The sequence below is a fragment of the Deinococcus phoenicis genome (assembly GCF_000599865.1).
GTDB lineage: Bacteria > Deinococcota > Deinococci > Deinococcales > Deinococcaceae > Deinococcus > Deinococcus phoenicis.
The window spans coordinates 13956-29900 of record NZ_JHAC01000008.1 but is presented as its reverse complement, the minus strand read 5'-3'; the positions used below and the strand labels follow the sequence as shown (position 1 = coordinate 29900).

Here is a 15945-nt window from a genome sequence, read left to right as displayed (position 1 = left end):
AGGGAGGCAACACCAGTGGAGGACTGTGACGCCCGGAAGTTCCGGGCGACGGCGTTCCACATCCATTTGGAGGAGCACATGACCCGTGACCGTGACGACCGTTATGACGACCGTGACATGAACCGCGACGACCGCCGTGGAGGCCTCGGCGGAATGATGGACCGCGTGGGCGACATGTTCCGGGGCCGCGACGACGACCGCTACAACGATGACCGGTACAGCGACGACCGGTACCGTGACCGTTCGGGGATGGGCCAGGGGTACGGGATGGGCCGCGGTTCCTCCGGCAACATGGGGGACGACCGCTATGGCGACCGCTCCGGCATGGGCCAGGGGTATGGCGGCGGTTACGGGCAGGGCAGCATGGGCCAGGGCGGCTCCAACCGCGACCGTGGCATGGGTTCCATGAATCCGGGGCGCGGCGGCTCCTATGGCCGGGACTGGGGCTGGGGTGGCCAGGGCTACAGCAACTCCGACGACGACCGCTGGGGCCAGGGCCGGGGCCAGCAGGGCTATGGCGGCGGCATGGGCTACGGTTCCGAGGGGCGCGGCCGAATGTCCGGCGACCAGGGCTACGGCAGCCAGGGCCGGGGTATGTCCGGTGGGCAGGGCGGTTCCGGGCAGGGCTACGGCGCGGGGATGGGCGGCATGTCCGGCGGGATGCAGGGCGGCCAGTACGGGGGTCAATACGGAGGCCAGTCCAGCAGCCAGGGCTACGGCTCAGGCATGGGCGGCGGCTCCAACTATGGCCAGGGTCAGAGCTACGGGCAGGGCCAGGGGCAATACGGCGGCATGCAGAGCCATCAGGGCAAAGGCCCCAAGGGTTACCAGCGCAGCGACGACCGGATCAAGGAACAGGTCAACGACGCCCTGGAAGATGAACACGCCGTCGATGCCAGCAATATCGAGGTGCAGGTGCAGAACGGCGAAGTCACCCTGACCGGCACCGTGTCCGACCGTCAGCAGAAGCGCCGGGCCGAGGAATGTGTGGAGCACCTGCGCGGTGTGAAAGACGTCCACAATCAACTCCGCGTGCAGCAGCAAGGCAGCCAGAGCGGGATGGGCAGCAGCACGGGCATGGGCGGCGGCACCGGCGGAACGTCCAGTGACGCGACCTCCTCCAGTGGCGGCACCGGCAGCACGGGGACGGGTGGCAGCACCTCTGGCAGCACCGACCAGAGCAAGCGCTGAAGGTCAGGCCTCGGCTGCGGAAAGCTGTAGGAACACAGCTGCGTCAAGGCCTGGACGCATCATGACGCGCTGGACATGGGGCTGGCCCCTGTGTTCGGCGCGGGTCTTCTCTCTCCTGTCCCCAGGAGGCACCATGACTCCCGACGATTCCCGTTCCCAGACTTCCCCGACCGATCACACGGAACAGGGGGGCCTGCCACCCGACGCCGGCAACGGCATGTCAGACCGCGCCGAGTGGACAGGCGAGTCCGGGAGTGGCCGGACGAACACGCCCATCGTCACCGACAGTCCCCGCCGACCGTCCGACCGCGAGGACCGGGGGATTCCCGATACACCCGGGCAGACCGATGACGGCACCGCCACGGGCACAACCTTCGGCACGACGGGAAGGGACGACAAGGGAATGTGACCCGTTGCCGTCCCTTTGCTAATAACTCCCACGCAGAAGAGGCCGCCTTCCGGGGCGGCGTTCTCCTGCGTCTGTTCTTCTGCGTCTCTTGTAGGTAGCAGCTGGCCCCCACCAGCCCTGACGGGTAAGCCGTCCAGCCCTCAGGCGAGGGTGGGCGCCGCCCGGCCTGCCGCGAGAGGCTGGCGCACACGGCGGCGCACCCCGTCGGCGTACTCGGCGAGATCGGTGAGCAGATCGCGGACATCGCCGCGCAGCAGGTACTGTCCACCCGGCAGCGGGGTCAGCGCCAGGAAGGGCGTACGGGTCAGGGTGTCCAGAATGCTGTGCAGCTCGGCCAGATTCACGCCGCTGCCCAGCCGCTCGGCGAGGCGCGGGACACTGACGAGGCTGTGGGCAGGCTGCGCCGCCAGCGTGAGCAGCACGAAGGAGAATGCCCCCCGTTGCGCGAGGTGCGCGCCCACCAGTTCCGAGATGCTGGCGGCGGATTCCAGATCGAGGTTTCCGGCCTGCCAGTAGCCGCGCAGGTCGATCGGCGACAGCGGCGCGAGGCGGGCATGTTCGATCAGGGCGGCCAGCGCCTCGCGCGTCAGGCGGGGCTGCCCCTGGGGACGCTCGGCCTCGGTGGTCAGCAGGGCCGCGTAGTCGGCCCCCTCCTGCCAGGCGGGGGACCGCACGGCGGCCGCCGTGAGGGCAAGTTGCACCGTATACCCGTGCTTGCCCAGCTCGGCGGACAGCCGCGCGATGTCGGGGGACGGAAAGGTCAGGCGGTAGCCGGTCAGTCCGGCGAGTTCGGCCAGCTGGTCTTCCAGGCGGGACGGCAGGGGAGCCGCCGAGCGGGGCAGGGGCCGGCCCTCGCTGCGGTCGGCGGCCTGAGCGGCTGGAGCCGGGGTCCCCGGAGCCTGGGCCGCGCGTGTTTCCTGCACCGGCACCAGTGGCGTGCGGGTTTCCGGAGCGGACGCAGCGGCCGCGTGCACCGTGCCAGGGGCCGGGTCCGCCCCGCGCGGTCCCCCGGGAAGGGGCTGCTCCAGGCGCACTTCACGCACATGCGGCGTGGCCGTCACGACCACCCGCCGCGCTTCCGGAGTCCTGTCCTGGTCCAGGCGCGAGGGGGGGAGGGGCGTGGCGTAGGGCTTCACGATGGTTTCCACCTGATAGCGCCCGGGCGCCAGGGTGGTGATCATCAGCACGTCGTTCACGCCGAGATTACCGTCGTGGTAGAGGGCACGCAGGCCCCATACGCGCCCCGCCGCGCGGTCCACCTGCACCGCGTACTCCCGGCCGCGGTCGTCCACGAACTGCGCGGGACCGCTTTCGGGGAAGGTACTTTCCAGGTACTTCACGAGGCGCAGGCTGCCTTCTTGCAGGCAGGGACGGGTAATGATGTAACGCATTGATTTCATGCGGGGGGACCTCCATTGAGAGCGCCCCGCACGGTCACGGGAACGCGGACAGGCAAAATGAATTGCTCGCTCAAAAATAGCAGACTCCGGAGCACCTCAGGCCCCGCAGGCGCGCCCCACACGGCTGAAATTCCTGGGCTGTGACAAAATCTACGCGGTCACCCCCAGCGGGTGGTGCTCCGGCAGCGCCCTCCGGCCTGACCCCTCGCGGCCTGGCCCCGGCTCGCCTGAGGGCGGGGTCAGGCTCCCCCTGCGCGGACCCGGGCCTCTCCGTCCCCGAATTCCAGCGTGAGGGCTTCTCCGGCCCGGATCTGGGCGGCGCGGGTGACGGGCGTGCCGTTCGCGTCCCGCACCAGCGCGTAGCCGCGTGCCAGCGTGCGCTGCGGTGTGAGGCCCAGCGCCTGGCGCATCAGCGCGTCCGCCCCGACGTGGGCGGCGTCGGCCTGGCGGCGGGCCGTGCCCAGCAGGCGGTCCAGTGCCCATCTGGCCCCGGCGTCGGCGTTGACCAGCACCTCGCGGGCGTGGGCGCGGATGGTCCGGGCGTCCTCCTGGGCCTGGGCGGCGGCGGCGGCCACCGTGCGGACCAGCAGTGCGGCGGCCTTGCTGGGCGTGTCGGTGCGCAGGCAGGCCACCTCGTCGGGAAGGGTGTCGTCGCGGGCATGTCCCAGGCCGGTGATGACGGGCACCGGGAACGTGGCGAGGGCGCGGGCCACCTCCAGATCGTTGAGCCACGCCAGGTCGGTCACGGCCCCGCCGCCCCGGATCACCACCAGCGCGTCCAGAGGTTCCCGCGCGTGCGCCTCCCGCGCCTGCGCCACCGCCCGCGTCAGACTTCCCGCCGCCTCCCGGCCCTGGAAGGTGGCTTCCAGATACAGGAACTGCACGGCACCGGCGGCCTCCAGCGCGTCCGTCTCGCGGCGGAAGTCGCCCAGGCCCGCCGCCTCGCGGGGGCTGATGACGGCCACCCGCGCGAAGTCCTGCGGCGCGGGAAGCGCGCGGTTGAGGCCGTACACGCCTTCCCGCACCAGCGTCTCCCGCAGGGCGTCCAGCCGCAGCGCCGCGTCACCCAGGGTGAACTCGGGGGCCACGTCCAGCACGTTCAGCGAGAAGCCGTACTGCGGATGAAACTCCGCCGTGCAGAACAGCAGCACCTTCAGGCCCGCCGTGAGGGTGCCGCCCGTCGCGCGGCGGAACTTGCCTTCCAGCGCAAAACGTTCGCGTGCCCAGACGGTCGCGCGGCACTTGGCGACCTCGCCTTCTGCTCCGACCTGAACGAGATCGAGGTAGAGGTGGCGGCGGTCGGTCAGACTGGCGATCTCGGCGCGTACCCACACGGCTCCCGGCACCCCCCGCGCGATCACCTGCCCCACATACAGCAGCACGTCCGCGAGGTCGAGGAACTGCTCGGGGGGCCGCGTGGCTTCCGCCTTCTTGTGCCGGCGGCCGGTCACAGCCGGTCTCCCAGCAGCCGCCCGGCCACCGCCGCCAGCAGGCCCAGCCCCACGCTCAGCAGCGCGTACAGCAGGGCCGTCCCCGCCGCCGGGCGCGCGAGCAGCCCGTCGAGGTCCACGCTGAAGGTGCTGAAGGTGGTAAAGGCCCCCAGCAGCCCGGTCCCGAACGCCAGCCGCGCGGCTTCCGGCCACAGCCCGCGCCCCACCAGCGTCAGCGTCAGGCCCAGCAGGAACGATCCCAGCACGTTGATGCCCAGCACGCTCCAGGGAAAGCCGGTTCGCGCCGCCAGGGGCAGCAAGGCCACCTGCACGCCGTAGCGCGCCGCCGCGCCGACCGCGCCGCCCGCCATCACCCACAGCCACGCACTCACGTGGGACAGGATAGGGGAGCGGGGAGGCGCGGCGCGTTTGCCGCCGAAGGGTCCCCGGTCCTGTCCCACGCACCCCTCCCCACTCACCACGTACCATGACCTTCATGATTCGCGCCCAGACCCTGGCGGGCACGGCCCTCGACTGGACCGGCCAGGCCCAGCACGTGTGGGTGGACGCGCAGGCGGTCACGCCCGAGGACCTCGCCCGGCTCCAGGCCGCCTTTGCGCTCAACCGCCTCGCCCTGGAGGACGCGCTGGAACGTGGCCACTGGAGCCGCGCGGAAGCCTACCCGGAACACGGCTTCGTCACCGTCCGGTCCTTTGCGCGGCCCGGGACGGCCGACGAGTTCACCGAGCGCCTCAGCATCTTTTTGTACCCGGACGCCGTGCTGACGGTCAGCAGCGCGGGCACGCGGGCGCTGGACACCGTCTGGGCGCTGGTGGGCCGCGAGAGCGTGAACACCGCGCCCGAGATCGTGTATGAACTGCTCGACGGGACCGCCGACACCTTTTTCGTCCTGGCCGACGCCCTGGAAGCGCGGGTGGACGAACTTGAGGAGCGCGTCTTTCTGGACGGGCGCAGCAACCCGGTCGGGGACGTGTTCGCCCTCAAGCACGTGCTGGCGCAGGCCCGCCGCCTCGGCACCGATGCGCGCGAGGCCGTCGCCCTGCTGGCCCGGCACGCCGAGGGCGCGCCCGCCGATCTGGTCCGCTACCGCGACGTTCAGGACTCCTTCGCCCGGGTCAGCAGCCGCCTGGACGGCCTGCGCGATTTCCTGACCAGCCTGCTCGACCTGCACCTCAACCTGCAAAGCCAGCGCATGAACGAGGTGATGCGGACCCTGACCGCCGTCAGCGTGATCTTTCTGCCGCTGACCTTTTTGGCCGGCGTGTGGGGCATGAATTTCAAGGTCATCCCCGAGCTGTCGTGGCCTTACGGTTACGCGCTGGCCTGGGCCAGCTTCCTGCTGATCGGCGGGCTGCTGGCCTACTCCTTCAAGCGGCGGGGATGGTGGTGAGGGCGGGCGTCTCACGGCCTCTGCCCCGCTGAACCCACTGCCGACCCCGCTACTCCAGCGCGCCCTGACCGGTGAGGTGCCGCCCCACGATCAGGGTATGGATGTCGTGGGTGCCCTCGTAGGTGTCCACGGTTTCCAGGTTCAGCATGTGCCGGATCACCGGATATTCGGTCGTGATGCCGTTGCCGCCCAGCAGCTCGCGGGCCAGCCGCGCGCCTTGCAGCGCCACCCGGACATTGTTGCGCTTGGCATAGCTGACCTGGGCATAGTTCATCCGGCCCGCGTCCTTGAGCTGCCCCAGCCGCCACGCCAGCAGCAGCCCGGTGCTGTGGTCGGTCGCCATGCGCACCAGCTTGTCCTGCACCAGTTGCCGCGCGGCGATGGGTTTGCCGAAGGTCGTCCGGCTGCCGGTGTAGTCCAGCGCCGTTTGCAGCACCGCTTCCAGCGCCCCCACCGCCCCCCACGCGATCCCGAAGCGCGCCGAGGTCAGGCAGGAGAGCGGGGACTTCAACCCGCCGGAACCGGGGAGCATGTTTTCGGCCGGAATGCGGCAGTCCTCCAGCACGATTTCGCCGGTGATGGACGCCCGAAGGCTCATCTTGCGGTGGATGGCGGGGGCGCTGAAGCCGGGCGTATCGGTGGGCACCAGAAAGCCGCGAACCACGCCCTCATCGTCCTTCGCCCACACCACCGCGATGTCGGCCACCGGGCTGTTGGTGATCCACATCTTGTTGCCGCTGAGCACGTACTCGTTGCCGTCCCTGCGGGCGCGGGTCCGCATCGCGCCGGGGTCGGAGCCGCCGTCGGGTTCGGTCAGGCCGAAGCAGCCGATCAGTTCGCCGGAAGCCAGGCCGGGGAGGTACTTCCGCTTCTGTTCCTCGCTGCCGTAGGTGAGGATCGGGAACATCACCAGGCTGCCCTGGACGCTGGCCGCGCTGCGTAACCCGCTGTCCACCCGTTCCAGTTCGTACATCATCGCGCCGTAGGCACTGTAGGACGTCCCCGCCCCGCCGTACGCCTCGGGCGTGGTCGGCCCCAGCAGGCCCATCTGGCCGAACTGGCGCATCACGTCCCGCACCGGGAAACTGCCGCTGTCCCACCAGTCGGCAATCTGCGGCAGCAACGCCGCGTCGCAAAAGGCGCGGACGCTCCCTCGGATCAGTCTCTCGTCGGGGGTCAGCAGGTCGAATACGGCGAATTCGTCGATCATGGGGAAAACCTCCGGGCGCAGTCAGCCGTCAGCTTTCAGCCTGTTGCCCTGGGTCTGCTGCGGCTTTGCCTGGAGTCTACGCGTCCGGCAGCCGGTACACCCGGCGGGTGTTCGCGTCCGTGAGGCGCTCCAGTTCGGCGGCTTCCATCCCGCGCAGCCCGGCGATAAAGTCCAGCGTGTGCCGCATGTAGCCGGGGCGGTTGGGCTTGCCGCGCCTGGGCACCGGAGCCAGAAACGGCGCGTCCGTCTCGACCAGCAGGCGGTCCAGCGGCACCTGACGGGCCGCCTCCTGAATCTCGCGCGCATTCTTGTAGGTCGTGTTCCCCGCGAAACCGAAGAATGCGCCGCGTTCCACCCCGAAGCGCAACAGGTCCGGGTGCCCGCTGAAGCAGTGCAGGATCACCGGAACGTCCGGCCAGCCGGAAAGCACGTCCATCACGCCCCGGTGGGCCGAGTCCTGCCCGGCCTTGTCGCGCACGTGAATCACCAGCGGTTTGCCGGTCCGCTGCGCGAGGCCGAGTTGCCACTCGAAGGCCGACACCTGCGCCGCCCTCTGCGTGTCGTCCCAGTAGTCGTCCAGCCCGCTCTCGCCGATGCCGACCACGCGCGGGTGCCGGGCCAGGGTCTCGATCTCCGCCCGCACGTCCGCGCTGTCTTCTGCGGTGTCGGTGGGATGCAGGCCGGCCGTCGCCCACACGTCCCCGAACTGCTCGGCCAGCGCTACCGCGTTGCGAGCATGTTCGGCACTCGCCCCGATGCAGACCATGCCGCTCAGACCGAGTTCCCCCCGCGCCGAGGCCGGGTCGTCGAGGTAGTCGAGGTGGCAGTGGGTGTCGATCATGGGAAAGAGGGTAAGGGGTTCGCTGGGTGTTGGACGTGGGAAGCCCCCGCCCCTCCTCACGCCCCGTCAGCCCCCGCCCATCACTCTCATGAGGGGTGGGCGCTAGAGTGCGCGCGTGTTGAAAGCCGGGGTGTACGCGCTCGCCTTGCTGGGCCTCTTTGCGCTGGTGTTCGCGTTTCTGCCTGCGGGCCGGGCGGACACCGCGCAGACGGGCGCGGCGCTTCAGGGCGTGGCCCTCACCCTGTATCCGGCGCGGGATGCGGACGCGGTGTGGCGCTTCCGGGCCTCGGAAGTGACCAGCGATCCCCTGAAGGGCGAAACCCACCTCGCGGGCCTCTCGGACGGCGGGCGCTGGGTCAGGGAACGCGGCGCGAACGGTCAGCCGACGGGCCGCGCCGTGCTGGACGCCACGCTGAAGGCCCCGGACCTCACGATCGACTCGCAGGACAACATGCTGACCCGTCAGGCCCGGATCACCCTGGTGCAGCAGTGTGCCGACATCGACCTCAGGGGCACGCCGGGGCAGCCCGTGCGGGTCGAGCAGGGCTACGGCTTCAGCGCACCCCGCGCGGTGCTGGACTCCCCCTTCCTGACCGGCGAGATCACCCGGCTGCGGATGTCCTTCCAGTTTCAGATCGACGATTCCGGCGAGGACAGCCGCATCAGCGCGCCGCTGGACCCCACCGAGACGTGCAAGAACGGACGACGTGTGCCGCTGGCCGACGTTGCTCCGCGAGGAGACCTGACATGAACCGACCTGTTTCTGCCCGCTTGACCTCCCCCCGCACCCGCCTGGCCCTGGTCGCGGCCCTGGCCGCCACCACCGTGCTCGCGCAGGGCGCGGCCACCAGCCGACTGATCAACATCGAGGGTGCCCCGCGCGGCGATATCCGCAACGGGCCTTACACCTTCAGCGGGAATCCCGTCAAGGCGTCCGTTAGCACGCTCAGGATCCAGGCGGCCAGGGCGACGCTGGCCGCGCCCGCCGGCACGCCGCTGAGCGATCCCAGGGCGCAGGGCAAGCGCACCGCCCAGTTCTCGGACAATGTGGTCGTGACCCGTGGCCGCCTGACCGCCAAGGGGGGGCAACTCGCCTACAGCGAGGCGACCGGACAGGGTGTCCTGAGCGTCAACCCCAGCGCGACCTTTGTCCCCGAGGACAGGAGCAACGGCGATACCGTCAGCATCAGCGCGGGCCAGATGAGCCTGGACGTGGACAACAACCTGTCCACCAGCAGCGGCAACGTGCGCCTGACCAACGGCAGCCAGAGCGGCAAGGCCGAGCGGCTGATCTTCGACGAGGACCAGGAACTCGCGCAGCTCACCGGCAGCCCCAGCCTGACCCGCGCCGCGAAGGGCAGCCAGAAGGAACTGACCATCACCGGACAGGAGGTGCGGGCGCGCACCGCCGAGAAGACGCTGTATGTGCGCGGCGGCGTGCGGCTGGTGCAGGGCACGCTGACCACCACCGGGGACGCCGTGTACTACGACGACAAGAAGAACGTGGCCTACGTGGTCGGCAACGCGGTCAGCGTGGACAGCAAGACCAAGGTGACCGTGAAAGCGCCCGCCAGCGGCGCACTGGAGCAGCGCACCGACCTGGCCCGCGTGCGCGCCCTGAACAGCGCTTACAAGATTCCCGCCGAGCAGTTCAAGCTGCGCGGTGAGAAGTAAGCCCGCCGGGTAGACTGCACCGATGCGGCGGCTCCTGGCCCTCACCCTGACCCTCACGCTGGGGGCCGCCCTGCCCGTGTGGGTCCTGGCGCAGCAGGCGCCCGCACCCACCACCGGGCCGGCGGCACCCGCCGCGCCAGCCAGCGAGGCCGAGAATGCCAGTCTGGAGCTGGTCCGCAAGGGGGACGACGGACAGGAACGGCGGATCCACATCGTCCGCACCGGGACCAGCGACGAGACAGGTATCTTCACCATCTGCGGCCCGCAGGAAGGCGAGCCGGAGGACGCCCCCAGCCTGGCCGTCTTCAGCGAGACGGGACCGGGCGGCGTGCGGATCACCATCGACAAGAACGTGATTCGTGTGCCCCTGGCCCTGGTGACCCAGCGGCAGGGCAAAGATGGGGAAGGCGGTGACGGCCGCGTGGAGGCCAGCGCGGGGTCGGCCCGTTTTCTGGACGCCGTGCCGGAGGGCCAGACCGACCGCCTGAGCCGCTGCGCCGTCGAGGCCCTGCCCAAGCCCACCCCGGACACGGTGCTGGTCACCCAGGGCCGCACCGAACTGAAGGGCCAGCAGCTCGTCTACGACGAGACGGACGGCATTGCCCGCATCGACGGCCCCATCAGCTTTACCCGGCCCTCCGAGGACGGCCCCCTGACCGGCACCAGCGAACACATCGAGGTGAACGTCGACAAGGAGCAGACGGTGCTGGTGGGCAACGTGGTGCTGAACAGCAAGGGGGGACGCGTCAGCAAGGCGGCCCGCGTCGAGTACGACGACCAGGCGAATCTGGCCCGCCTGCTCGGCACTCCCGAGCAGCCCGCCCAGAGCGTGCAGGGCAGCAATGTCCTGAGCGCCCAGGAACTGCTCTACTATCTGGACCGCGACGAGGTGGTCGTCCACGCGGCGCCCGGCGGCACGATCACCGGCGAGTTTCAGGACGGGGAGGAAAGTCCCGGGTCCGGCAGTCCCGGCACGCCCGCCCCAGCCTCTCCCCCCGCCCAGCCCTGAGGCGGGGGTTTTTGTGGCCTTCCCGGGTCAGGCCAGCTGCCGGCCCGTCTCGCGCAGGACCTCAGCGCTCGCGTTCAGGGCGGCCTGTTCTTCCGCCGTCAGTGTGGGAAGAAGGGTATCTTCCACGCCCCGCGCGCCGACAATGCGGGGCAGGCTCAGGCTGACGCCGTAGTGGGGCGTGGGCGCACTCACGGTCAGGACGGCGCGGCGGTCCCCCAGAATCGCCTCGGTGATGCGGGCCAGGGCCGCGCCGATGCCGTAGTAGGTGGCGCGTTTGCCCTGGATGATGGCCGCCGCCGCGTCCCGCGTTCCGGCGTCGATCCCGGCGCGCACGGCCTCCGACCAGTCGAGCTTCCTGGCCCGCATGAAGTCGGCCACGGGCAGCCCGGCGACGGTGGCGGTGCTCCAGGCCAGCACCTCGCTGTCGCCGTGTTCGCCCAGCACGTAGCCGTGGACGTGGGTGGCGTCCACCCCCGCCCGTTCGGCGATCAGGTGGCGGAAGCGGGCGCTGTCCAGCACCGTGCCCGACCCTAGCACCGCGTGATCCGGGGCCAGCCGGGTGGCCAGGTCGGTCAGAACGTCAACCGGGTTGGTGGCGATCAACAGCACGGCCTGCGGGGCCTGTTCGGCCACCCGGGGAATCACCTCCCGGAAGATGGCGGCGTTCTTGTCCAGCAGGTCCAGGCGGCTTTCGCCCGGTTGCTGGTTGGCCCCGGCCGCCACCACGACCACCCGGCAGTCTGCCAGCGCCGCGTCCCCACCGCTGCCCACGCGCGTCCCGGAACTGACCGGAGCGGCGTGGGCGATGTCCTGCGCCTCGGCCTGGGCGCGCTGGGGGTCCTTGTCCACCAGTACCAGATCGCTGCACGAGCCGCGCAGGGTCAGCGCATAGGCGGCGGTGGCCCCGACCAGCCCAGTCCCGACCACGCCGACCTTCATGCGCCGCCTCTCATCGCCGGGGAGACGGCTCCCGGGGCAGGCGCACCGTCAGGACCGGGACCGGGCTGCGCGCCACCAGCTTCTCGGCGCTGCTGCCCACGAAGAAATGCTCGATGGCGCCCTTCGAGTGGGTGCCCACCACGATCAGCTCGGCGCCCCAGCGTGCGGCGGCTTCCAGAATGCCGGTCACGGGGTCGCCCACCAGCAGCTCGGTTTCCTCATCACCCTGCACCAGCCGGGCGAGGCGATCCGCGTCGGCATCCTCCAGCGTATGCAGCAGGGTGGGGTCGAGGCTGGCCGGGGTCAGGCCGCCCATCAGGTCGGGCGTAGCCGTCACGCGGGCGTCGGTCACGTGCAGCAGGCGGAGTTGCGCGCCCGGAAAGCGGGTCCGCACCAGCTCCAGGGCGTAGTCGGAGGCGGGCGAGAAGTCGATGCCCACCGCGATGCGGCGGAAGGAGGAGGAAGAGGAGGAGCCGCCCGGCCCCGTCTGCTCTGCCCCGGCCTGTTCCGGCTCTGTCTGCACCGCGTCTTCCGCCGGGTCCGCACCCGTCCCGGCCTTGAAAATCAGAGGGTCTGTCATGCGCCGAACGTACACCCGCCCTGCCCCATCCGCCCACTTTCTGAAGGGCGGGTAAAGCCCCGCCCGGGCCACTTCGGTCACACTGCCCCCATGCACCTTCAGAGTCTGGGGGCGGCGCTGACCGTCACGGGAAGCGCGCACCTGCTCACCACCCGGGGCGGCCAGGTGCTGATCGACTGCGGGATGTTTCAGGGGGGTGACGAACTCGAAGCCCGCAACCGCGAGGCCTTTCCCTTCGACCCGCACGACCTCGCGGCGGTGATCCTGACCCACGCGCACCTCGACCACGTCGGCAGGCTGCCGCTGCTGGTCCGGCGCGGCTACCGGGGACCGGTGTTCTGCACCGCGCCGACCGCCGCACTGGCCGAGACGGTGCTGCTCGATTCCGCCCGCCTCCAGGTGGAGGGCTTCCGCCAGGACCTGCGCCGGGCGCGCCGGCTGGGCCGCGAGTCGGAGGTGCCCGAGCCGCTTTACGACGAGGAGGACGTTCACCGCACCCTCGCCCTGCTGCGCCCCGCCCTGCGCTTTGGCGAGCCGGCGCACATCGGCCCCTTGCGGGTCACGCCGGGGCGGGCCGGGCACATCCTGGGCAGCGCCTACCTCCTGATCGAGGCGGACGGTGAGCGCCTGATCCTGTCCGGCGACCTGGGCAACCGCGAGAGCGGCTTGCAACTCGACTTCACGCCGCCGCCCCCCGCCGACGCCGTGGTGATCGAGACGACCTACGCCGACCGCACGCACCGGTCCCTGCCCGCGACGCTGGCCGAGTTCGCGGATGCGCTGCACCAGAGCATCCGCGCGGGCGGCAAGATCCTGATTCCCACCTTCGCCATCGAGCGCGCGCAGATGATCCTCTACACGCTGCGGGGGCTGATGGAGGCGGGCGACGTGCCGCGCATCCCGGTCTTTCTGGATTCCCCGATGGCGGCGCGCGCCACCCACGAATACTTCGAGTACGGCGACGAACTGATCCCGCCCGTGCGCGAAGCCCTCCGGAACGGTGAGGACCCCTTCCGGCCCAGCACGCTGCACGTCGTGCCGACCAGCGCCGAGTCGCAGCGCATCAACCGCTACGACGGCCCCGCCATCATCCTGGCCGGGAACGGCATGATGACCGGCGGCCGCATCCAGCACCACCTCAAGCACAACCTCTGGAAGCCGGGCACCAGCCTGGTGATCGTCAGCTACCAGTCGCCCGGCAGCCTGGGGGGCCGCATCGTGGCGGGGGCCGACCACGTCCGCATCATGGGCGACGAGGTCGTGGTGCGCGCCCAGGTCCACACCATCGGCGGCTTTTCCGCCCACGCCGATCAGGACGATCTGCTGGCCTTCCTGGCGTCCACCGGCTCTCCCCGCGTGTGGCTGGTCCACGGCGAGGTGGGCGTGATGGACGCCTTCCTGCCCGTCCTGGCCGGGCATGGTCTGACCGGAACCGTCATGCCCGACCATCAGCCGGTGGACCTGCTGACCACCACCTTTCCCGGCGGACGCCCGCCCGGCATCCCCGAGAGCCGGGGAGACGCGCGCGCCGGCGAAGGCGGCGAGTAGGCCGCGCCTCTCCCCCTCAGCGGGCTGCCAGCCGCAGCAGCTCCGCATACACCCGCGCCGTCACCGCCGCATCCTCCAGCGCGTCATGGGCCTGATAGTCCAGCCCGAAGTGCTTGGCAAGCTGGTCGAGCGGCGTGCCCACCTTGCGCGGCAGCACCCCTGCGTGAATCAGGAACTGCGCGCTGAGCTTGGTGTCCACCCGCCCGCGCCGGAACACGCGGTTCAGGTCCGGCAGCAGGGGCCGCAGAAAGCCCAGGTCAAAGTGCAGGTTGTGCCCGCCCAGCATCACCCGCCCGACCTCGCGCACGTAGGCGCGCACCGCGTCGGCGACCTCCTCCGGGGGCTGCGCCCCGGCGTGGTGCGCTGCCAGGTCGATGCCGTTCACCGCCATCGCTTCGGCCTCCACGTCGTAATGCTCGTGGCGCACGCGCAGGTGCAGGGGCCGCGTGATCTCGCCTTCCGGCGTGAGCGTGACCAGCCCGACCGTCAGCAGCGGGTGCCGCGCGGGGTCGCGTCCGCCCGTCTCGGTGTCCACGAAGATGATCGGCTGATTCAGGGCGGCCAGGCGGGGCGCGGGAGAAGGGGTCATGCCTCAGCCTCCCACGCCGGACGCCGGGCGGGGGCATCCGGTTCACGTTCTGCCGCTACCCTGGGAAGCGATGAACCGCATCCTGCTGCTCGCCCTGTTGCCCCTCTCCCTGGCCGCCTGTGGCAAGTCCGGCATCGAGGGGGTGAAGACCTTCGACTATGCGGGCGGCGACCACCGCAGCGGCGCGCTCGTCTACGCCGAGACGCCCCCGGCGGGCGGCCCGCACAACCCCAACTGGCAGAACTGCGGCGTGTACGATCAGCCGCTCTACAACGAATACGCCGTGCATAGCCTCGAACACGGCGCCGTCTGGATCACCTACCGCCCCGGCCTGGGCGCGGAGGGGGTGGCCGCGCTCAAGAAGCTGGTGGACGGACGGCCCTACACGCTCCTGAGTCCCTACGACGGCCTGCCCGCGCCGGTCGTGATCAGCGCCTGGAACGCGCAGCTGACGGTGGACAGCCCCACCGACGAGCGCCTGAAGGCCTTCCTGGACCAGTATGAGCAGGGGCCGACCGCCCCCGAACGCGGCGCGGCCTGCTCGGGCAACTACGGCGGCACGCGCTGAAAAGGCCGGAAGCCTTACCCTTCCTCGCCCGTCGCCACCGCCCGGGCGTCGTCACTGACCCAGTCGCTCCATGACCCGGCGTACAGGCGGTTCTGCGGGCCGAGGGGCACCCCGGCGAGTTCGCGCGCCAGCAGGTTGGGTGCCGCGCTCACGCCGCTGCCGCAGTAGGTGATGGTGGGGGCGTCTCCCGCGCCCAGGCGTGCGGCCTGCGCCTCGCCGCCCTGCCAGTGGCCCCGCTCGCCCAGCGCCCCGGCCCACTCGCGGTTCACGGCCCCGGGGATGTGCCCGGCCTTGCGGTCGAGCGGTTCCACGTCGCCCCGGTAGCGGGCAGGAGCGCGCGAGTCGATCAGGAGCGTGCCTGCGTCCCGGCCCAGCACGTCCTCGGCTGTCGCCACCAGGTCCCCGCGCACGTCCGGCGTGAAGGTCGTGGGCGGAAAGTCCGGCTCGGCGGTGCTGGCCTGTCCTCCTGCCGCCAGGAAGGCAGGCCAGCCGCCGTCCAGCACATAGACCTGCCCCAGCCCCAGCCAACGCAGCAGCCACCAGGCCCGCGCGGCATAGAAGCCCTGGCCGGTGCTGGGATCGTCGTAGGTCACCACCACGCTGTCCCCCCCGATGCCCACGCTCCCCAGCCACCCGGCCAGCCTTGCCGGGTCCGGCAAAGGATGCCGGCCCCCCACGCCGCCGGGCTGCACCGGACCACTCAGGTCAGTTTCCAGATCGGCATAGATCGCGCCCGGCACATGCCCCTCCAGATAGGCGATGCGCCCCACCAGCGGATCGGTCAGGGCGTAGCGGCAGTCCAGCACCCGCACCTGCGGATCGCTCAGATGCTCGACCAGCCAGGCGGCGGATTTGAGCGGAGAGGGTGGCGGCGGAGATTTGAAGGCGGCCATACCCGCAGGCTACACCCGGAGGAGGGGCAATAAAAAAGCCGCCTCTTGGGCGGTGATAAAAACAAGATAGCGTGGAATGCAGGGGAAGTCAAATTATGCACTTGAATGTTCATGCGTGTGCTTTCCCCACCGGGCAGGGGCAAGGAGGGAACAGGCCTCGCCCTTCAGCCGGCGGGACAGGACAACGGTAAACCGTGCTTCAGCGAAATGGGTCACTTCCGGCGGGCTGTCTTTCCGACAATGGACCCGGAAG

General features: G+C 70.6%; 17 protein-coding genes. 8 read left to right on the top strand and 9 right to left on the bottom strand.

Annotated elements, in window-relative coordinates:
- Positions 1-78 precede the first annotated feature (78 nt).
- Together DEIPH_RS02315 and DEIPH_RS02310 are read left to right on the top strand one after the other, a co-directional pair.
- Entirely contained in the window at positions 79-1191 is a 1113-nt protein-coding gene (locus DEIPH_RS02315; protein ID WP_034353516.1) for a BON domain-containing protein, read from the top strand.
- 133 nt (positions 1192-1324) lie between these two features.
- Positions 1325-1600 (top strand): hypothetical protein, encoded by a 276-nt coding sequence (locus DEIPH_RS02310; RefSeq protein ID WP_034353209.1) that lies wholly within the window; start codon positions 1325-1327, stop codon positions 1598-1600.
- A 140-nt stretch (positions 1601-1740) separates the two neighbouring features.
- Here DEIPH_RS02310 and DEIPH_RS02305 read toward each other — a convergent pair whose 3' ends face one another.
- The 3 genes from DEIPH_RS02305 to DEIPH_RS02295 form a co-directional block, all read right to left on the bottom strand.
- Positions 1741-3000 (bottom strand): hypothetical protein, encoded by a 1260-nt coding sequence (locus DEIPH_RS02305; RefSeq protein WP_034353206.1) that lies wholly within the window; start codon positions 2998-3000, stop codon positions 1741-1743.
- A gap of 239 nt (positions 3001-3239) precedes the next feature.
- Complete coding sequence (gene xseA / locus DEIPH_RS02300) at positions 3240-4451, bottom strand: exodeoxyribonuclease VII large subunit (protein ID WP_034353204.1); 1212 nt, start codon at positions 4449-4451, stop codon at positions 3240-3242.
- Positions 4448-4801, bottom strand: a complete 354-nt coding sequence (locus DEIPH_RS02295; RefSeq protein WP_034353513.1) for a fluoride efflux transporter FluC — start codon at positions 4799-4801, stop codon at positions 4448-4450. Before DEIPH_RS02295 ends, xseA begins: the two co-directional genes overlap by 4 nt.
- Positions 4802-4926: 125 nt before the next feature.
- On the opposite strand from DEIPH_RS02295, the gene DEIPH_RS02290 reads away from it, so the two are divergent.
- Entirely contained in the window at positions 4927-5841 is a 915-nt protein-coding gene (locus tag DEIPH_RS02290) for a magnesium transporter CorA family protein (protein ID WP_034353510.1), read from the top strand.
- A 49-nt stretch (positions 5842-5890) separates the two neighbouring features.
- Here DEIPH_RS02290 and DEIPH_RS02285 read toward each other — a convergent pair whose 3' ends face one another.
- Together DEIPH_RS02285 and DEIPH_RS02280 are read right to left on the bottom strand one after the other, a co-directional pair.
- Positions 5891-7051 carry an acyl-CoA dehydrogenase family protein gene (locus DEIPH_RS02285; protein ID WP_034353201.1) on the bottom strand — a complete coding sequence of 387 codons (1161 nt, stop codon included), beginning with the start codon at positions 7049-7051 and terminating at the stop codon, positions 5891-5893.
- A 76-nt stretch (positions 7052-7127) separates the two neighbouring features.
- Positions 7128-7892 (bottom strand): TatD family hydrolase, encoded by a 765-nt coding sequence (locus tag DEIPH_RS02280; protein WP_034353198.1) that lies wholly within the window; start codon positions 7890-7892, stop codon positions 7128-7130.
- A 115-nt stretch (positions 7893-8007) separates the two neighbouring features.
- On the opposite strand from DEIPH_RS02280, the gene DEIPH_RS02275 reads away from it, so the two are divergent.
- Genes DEIPH_RS02275 through DEIPH_RS02265 form a run of 3 tightly spaced genes read left to right on the top strand, consistent with a single transcriptional unit; the run spans position 8008 to position 10575 of the window.
- The gene (locus tag DEIPH_RS02275; RefSeq protein WP_034353195.1) at positions 8008-8643 is read left to right on the top strand and encodes a hypothetical protein; all 636 of its coding nucleotides are present in this window, start codon (positions 8008-8010) and stop codon (positions 8641-8643) included.
- Entirely contained in the window at positions 8640-9566 is a 927-nt protein-coding gene (locus DEIPH_RS02270) for an LptA/OstA family protein (RefSeq protein ID WP_051517086.1), read from the top strand. Before DEIPH_RS02275 ends, DEIPH_RS02270 begins: the two co-directional genes overlap by 4 nt.
- A gap of 22 nt (positions 9567-9588) precedes the next feature.
- Entirely contained in the window at positions 9589-10575 is a 987-nt protein-coding gene (locus tag DEIPH_RS02265; RefSeq protein WP_034353191.1) for an LptA/OstA family protein, read from the top strand.
- A 27-nt stretch (positions 10576-10602) separates the two neighbouring features.
- Here the strand turns inward: DEIPH_RS02265 and DEIPH_RS02260 are convergent, their stop codons facing one another.
- Both DEIPH_RS02260 and DEIPH_RS02255 read right to left on the bottom strand, forming a co-directional pair.
- Entirely contained in the window at positions 10603-11514 is a 912-nt protein-coding gene (locus DEIPH_RS02260; RefSeq protein WP_034353187.1) for an L-lactate dehydrogenase, read from the bottom strand.
- A 10-nt stretch (positions 11515-11524) separates the two neighbouring features.
- Positions 11525-12094, bottom strand: coding sequence for a universal stress protein (locus DEIPH_RS02255; RefSeq protein WP_081790732.1), 570 nt, complete (start codon positions 12092-12094; stop codon positions 11525-11527).
- Positions 12095-12184: 90 nt separating this feature from the next.
- On the opposite strand from DEIPH_RS02255, the gene DEIPH_RS02250 reads away from it, so the two are divergent.
- Positions 12185-13642, top strand: coding sequence for an MBL fold metallo-hydrolase RNA specificity domain-containing protein (locus tag DEIPH_RS02250; protein WP_034353184.1), 1458 nt, complete (start codon positions 12185-12187; stop codon positions 13640-13642).
- Positions 13643-13658: 16 nt separating this feature from the next.
- On the opposite strand, the gene DEIPH_RS02245 is transcribed toward DEIPH_RS02250, so the two are convergent.
- Positions 13659-14231 carry a 3'-5' exonuclease gene (locus tag DEIPH_RS02245; RefSeq protein ID WP_034353181.1) on the bottom strand — a complete coding sequence of 191 codons (573 nt, stop codon included), beginning with the start codon at positions 14229-14231 and terminating at the stop codon, positions 13659-13661.
- 70 nt (positions 14232-14301) lie between these two features.
- Here DEIPH_RS02245 and DEIPH_RS02240 point away from each other — a divergent pair, with 70 nt between their 5' ends.
- Positions 14302-14799: a DUF3105 domain-containing protein gene (locus tag DEIPH_RS02240; protein ID WP_034353179.1), complete on the top strand. Its 498-nt coding sequence runs from the start codon at positions 14302-14304 to the stop codon at positions 14797-14799.
- A gap of 14 nt (positions 14800-14813) precedes the next feature.
- Here the strand turns inward: DEIPH_RS02240 and DEIPH_RS02235 are convergent, their stop codons facing one another.
- Complete coding sequence (locus DEIPH_RS02235; protein WP_034353176.1) at positions 14814-15692, bottom strand: sulfurtransferase; 879 nt, start codon at positions 15690-15692, stop codon at positions 14814-14816.
- Positions 15693-15945: the final 253 nt, after the last annotated feature.

Coding starts and splice junctions, on each gene's coding strand:
- DEIPH_RS02315 (WP_034353516.1), top strand. CDS start 79: ATGACCCGTGACCGTGACGACCGTTATGACGACCGTGACATGAACCGC.
- DEIPH_RS02310 (WP_034353209.1), top strand. CDS start 1,325: ATGACTCCCGACGATTCCCGTTCCCAGACTTCCCCGACCGATCACACG.
- DEIPH_RS02305 (WP_034353206.1), bottom strand. CDS start 3,000: ATGAAATCAATGCGTTACATCATTACCCGTCCCTGCCTGCAAGAAGGC.
- DEIPH_RS02295 (WP_034353513.1), bottom strand. CDS start 4,801: ATGGCGGGCGGCGCGGTCGGCGCGGCGGCGCGCTACGGCGTGCAGGTG.
- DEIPH_RS02290 (WP_034353510.1), top strand. CDS start 4,927: ATGATTCGCGCCCAGACCCTGGCGGGCACGGCCCTCGACTGGACCGGC.
- DEIPH_RS02285 (WP_034353201.1), bottom strand. CDS start 7,051: ATGATCGACGAATTCGCCGTATTCGACCTGCTGACCCCCGACGAGAGA.
- DEIPH_RS02280 (WP_034353198.1), bottom strand. CDS start 7,892: ATGATCGACACCCACTGCCACCTCGACTACCTCGACGACCCGGCCTCG.
- DEIPH_RS02270 (WP_051517086.1), top strand. CDS start 8,640: ATGAACCGACCTGTTTCTGCCCGCTTGACCTCCCCCCGCACCCGCCTG.
- DEIPH_RS02265 (WP_034353191.1), top strand. CDS start 9,589: ATGCGGCGGCTCCTGGCCCTCACCCTGACCCTCACGCTGGGGGCCGCC.
- DEIPH_RS02260 (WP_034353187.1), bottom strand. CDS start 11,514: ATGAAGGTCGGCGTGGTCGGGACTGGGCTGGTCGGGGCCACCGCCGCC.
- DEIPH_RS02255 (WP_081790732.1), bottom strand. CDS start 12,094: ATGACAGACCCTCTGATTTTCAAGGCCGGGACGGGTGCGGACCCGGCG.
- DEIPH_RS02250 (WP_034353184.1), top strand. CDS start 12,185: ATGCACCTTCAGAGTCTGGGGGCGGCGCTGACCGTCACGGGAAGCGCG.
- DEIPH_RS02245 (WP_034353181.1), bottom strand. CDS start 14,231: ATGACCCCTTCTCCCGCGCCCCGCCTGGCCGCCCTGAATCAGCCGATC.
- DEIPH_RS02240 (WP_034353179.1), top strand. CDS start 14,302: ATGAACCGCATCCTGCTGCTCGCCCTGTTGCCCCTCTCCCTGGCCGCC.
- DEIPH_RS02235 (WP_034353176.1), bottom strand. CDS start 15,692: ATGGCCGCCTTCAAATCTCCGCCGCCACCCTCTCCGCTCAAATCCGCC.